This is a genomic window from Halarchaeum acidiphilum MH1-52-1 (genome assembly GCF_000474235.1).
GTDB classification, from domain to species: Archaea; Halobacteriota; Halobacteria; order Halobacteriales; family Halobacteriaceae; genus Halarchaeum; species Halarchaeum acidiphilum.
The window spans coordinates 1-3617 of record NZ_BATA01000115.1 but is presented as its reverse complement, the minus strand read 5'-3'; the positions used below and the strand labels follow the sequence as shown (position 1 = coordinate 3617).

3 protein-coding genes are annotated in these 3617 nt (G+C 66.0%); 2 read left to right on the top strand and 1 reads right to left on the bottom strand.

Translation table 11 applies throughout. The annotated features are described in order from the left end of the window. Positions 1-206: 206 nt before the first annotated feature. Positions 207-674, bottom strand: a complete 468-nt coding sequence (locus AOZ13_RS13135) for a universal stress protein (protein WP_020220846.1) — start codon at positions 672-674, stop codon at positions 207-209. A gap of 117 nt (positions 675-791) precedes the next feature. Here AOZ13_RS13135 and AOZ13_RS13130 point away from each other — a divergent pair, with 117 nt between their 5' ends. After that, complete coding sequence (locus AOZ13_RS13130) at positions 792-2189, top strand: GntP family permease (protein WP_044957154.1); 1398 nt, start codon at positions 792-794, stop codon at positions 2187-2189. Between the two features lie 641 nt (positions 2190-2830). Next, positions 2831-3617: aldehyde dehydrogenase family protein (locus tag AOZ13_RS13120; protein ID WP_148294605.1), on the top strand; the 787-nt coding region annotated here is incomplete at its 3' end.

The window sequence follows — 3617 nt, the reverse complement described above, 5'->3', positions numbered from 1 at the left end:
CGCCGTCTGACCGCTATCGGCCGTCGCGACTGTGGCCGCCTGATGGGACGGTGGTCCTCGTCCACCGATCGGTCATTCACCTTAGATGATCGATCGTTCCCCAATGGTGGACGGCCGTCCGGCGCGTCTCTCCCTCGCGCGTCCACGAACAGTAGGGGTGATGATCGATTTGGATTCGATCGATTCGAGCGCGACGGACGCGAGCGCTACTCCTCGTCCTGCGTGTGGACGGTCACGAAGTCGTCGAAGCCGAGGAGGACGCGCTGGATCCAGTCGCCGAAGACGGCCTTCCCCGTCGGGGAGCGTCGCCGGCCCGTGGCGAAGATGTGATCGGCGTCGAAGTCGTCCGCGGCGGTGAGCGTCGCCGTCCCGTAACCGCCGTCGATGATCCGAACGACGGGTTCGAACTCGACGTCCGAATCGTTCAGCGTCTCCGCGACGAAGTCCGCGAGCGCGTCCTCCGCGGCGTCGATGAACGTGTCCTCGTCGTCGTAGGGGACGCCCTCCACGCCGCCGAGCGCCTCGAACTTCTCGACGCCCTCCCCGATGTCTCGCTCCGTCGCGAACGTGATCACGACGAGGGGCGCGTCGGCCCCCCGTGCGTGCTCCGCCGCCTCTCGCAGGAGGTTTTCGTGCGTCGGTGATTCCTCGACGACCACAAGTCCTCGATCCATACGGCCGTCAATGAACCCGGATCGTTTAAATGTACGCTTCGATCGAGAGGCGTCGTTCACTATGACCCGAATGATTTTTAAGACACCATCATTGTTGTTGGTGGTGTAGGTATCCACATGCCAGCAACACTCCCAGCCCTCGCGGCGTTGATCATCGGTGTCGCAGTGGTCGTCCTATTGCTCGTCGTCTGGGATCTCCCCGCGTTCCTCGGACTCGTCATCTCCGCGCTCGTCGTCGGCGTCGTCGACGCGGCGCTCGTTCCCGGTGTCGTCTTCGGTACCATTCCCGGGAAGGTCGCGAGCGCGTTCGGCAGCAATATGACCGAGGTCGGGATCCCGATCCTCATGGCGGCCATCATCGGGAAGTCGATGACGGAGTCCGGTGCCGCGAACCGGATCGTCCGTTCGTTCCACTCGATCGTCTCCGATAAGAACGCGGACTTCGCGCTCTGGGGTAGCAGTACGATCCTCGCGATTCCGGTCTTCTTCGACAACGTGTTCTACCTCCTCGCCCCGCTCGCGCGCTCCATGCGTGCGCGCATCGGTGACAATTACGCGCTCTACATCGCCGTCGTCGGCGGCGGCGGTGCGGCCACGCACGCCTTCGTGCCGCCGACGCCCGGCCCGCTCACCGTCGCGCAGAAGCTCGGGGCGGGACAGTCGATCCTCGGCATGACGATCGTCCTCGGACTCGCCGTGGCGATCCCCTCCGCGCTCGTCTCCGGGATCCTCTACGGGCGCTTCATCAACAAGCGCCTCGACATCCCCCTCCGGGAGTCGATGGGGACGACGGCCGAGGATCTGGAGCAGCAGGCCGAGCAGTCGCTCGAGAGCCTCCCCTCGTTCTTCGAATCCCTCCTCCCGATCCTGATCGCCGTCCTCCTCATCGCCGCCGGAACGACCGTCGACACGTTCCAAGACGTCTACCCCGTTCTCAAGGGGTTCCAGCCGATCACGAACTTCATCGGGAACGTCAACTTCTCGCTGACGCTCGCGGCCATCGTCTCCGCGCTGACCTACCTCCGGATGGACGACTTCCCGCGGCAGGTCTGGCAGGACGAACTCACCGACGCGCTCCAGAACGGCGGTAACATCGCCGCGATCACGTCCTCCGGTGGCGCGTTCGGCGCGATGCTCGCGCTGTCCAACATCGGTCCGGTCGTCGCGAACGGTCTCAGTCACCTCGGCATCGGCCTGCTCCTCACGGCGTGGCTGATCGCTCTCATCGTTCGCGTCGCGCAGGGCTCGACGACGGTCGCGATGATCACCACCGGCGGGATCATGGCGCCGCTCACCTCGCAGCTCACCGTCAACCCGGCCTACCTCGTGCTGGCGATCGGCGCCGGCGGGATCGCCTGCTCGTGGTACAACGACTCCGGCTTCTGGGTCGTAAAAGAGATCGGCGGTCTCACGCAAGCCGAAACGCTCAAGACGTGGACCGCGGTCACCTGTCTGCTCTCGGTGTCCGCGATGATCCTCGTCATCGTCTACTCGACGATCCTCCCCTTCGCCTGATCCGCTCCACGTCGCGCGCCGGCCACCACCTCATTTTCCGTCCTCACGGACCCCCGGTGCGCGTCCCTCCGGTACGGGAATCCGATCGCCACCGTTTCCGTCCCGATGCCGTCGCTCGGACGCGCTCACCTCGTTTTGCCGCTCTCGATCGACCACGTGACGCCGTCGTCCCGCCCGCACCGAGCGTCGCGGCCGGCATCCGCGCAGTCGCCCGGCACCGACACGATTCGTTCGGTAGCTCTGAACGACCTGCGCTCTCGCGACGCGACGACGGCGGGTGAGACGCGCGATACGGCGATTTTACGCGAATAACGCGGTAAAAGACGGCCGAAACGACCCATATCTCACCGCTTCCGTTCATCTGAGTGGGATCGGAATACCCCGAGTGAAACCGCGCAGAAACGGCCGGCCGGACCCGGTGTCACCGGTATCCGATCGGTCCTCTGTCCCGTATCCCGTTCTGTTGTACCACCTGTACGTTCACTTTAGCTGAATCATATCGTGTTGATCGACGTGGGATCGGCGAGAATGCGACGGTCGGCAAGCCCCACCGACTCCCCGCCGACTCCGGTTCGATTCTCGCGTGCGACCTCTGCCGAGACCGAAAAGCCCCTTTACCCGGCCATCGAACAACGTCGTGTATGGCAGACACCTACGAGAACTACGTCGGCGGCGAGTGGACGGACTCGTCTACCGGCGAGACCTTCGAGAATCGCAATCCCGCCGATCCGGACGACGTCATCGGGACGTTCCCCGACTCGGCCGGAGAAGACGCCGAAACCGCCGTCGCGGCCGCGAACGACGCCGCCGCGGAGTGGGCGGCGATGCCCGGCCCGGAGCGCGGTTCGATCCTCCGCGAGGCCGCGAAGATCCTCGACGACCGCTACGACGAGCTCGTCGAACTGCTCGTCCGCGAGGAGGGGAAGACGCCGGCGGAGGCCGGTGAGGTCCAGCGTGCGATCGACATCTTCTACTACTACGCGGAGAAGGCCCGCGACCTCGGCGGCGACCGCAAGCGTTCGAGCGCCGCCGATACCGACCTCTACACGGTACAGGAACCCCTCGGCGTCGTCGGACTCATCACGCCGTGGAACTACCCCATCGCCATCCCCGCGTGGAAGGGCGCGCCCGCGCTCGCCGCCGGGAACGCGGTCGTCATCAAGCCCGCGCCCGAGGCGCCCGCGGTCGCCCACGAGATCGCGAAGGCCCTCGACGAGGCCGGTCTCCCCGACGGCGTCCTGAACGTCGTCAACGGGTACGCCGACCCCGCCGCGACGCTCGTCGGCCACGACGACGTCGATGCCATCTCCTTCACCGGGAGCGCCGAGGTCGGCAAGCAGATCTATCGCGACGCCACCGCGGCCGGGCAGCGCGCGCAGACCGAGATGGGCGGGAAGAACCCGACCGTCGTCACGGACTCCGCGGACG

Excerpts from the sequence above, each read along its gene's own strand:
- AOZ13_RS13130 (WP_044957154.1), top strand. The coding sequence starts at position 792 with ATGCCAGCAACACTCCCAGCCCTCGCGGCGTTGATCATCGGTGTCGCA.
- AOZ13_RS13135 (WP_020220846.1), bottom strand. The coding sequence starts at position 674 with ATGGATCGAGGACTTGTGGTCGTCGAGGAATCACCGACGCACGAAAAC.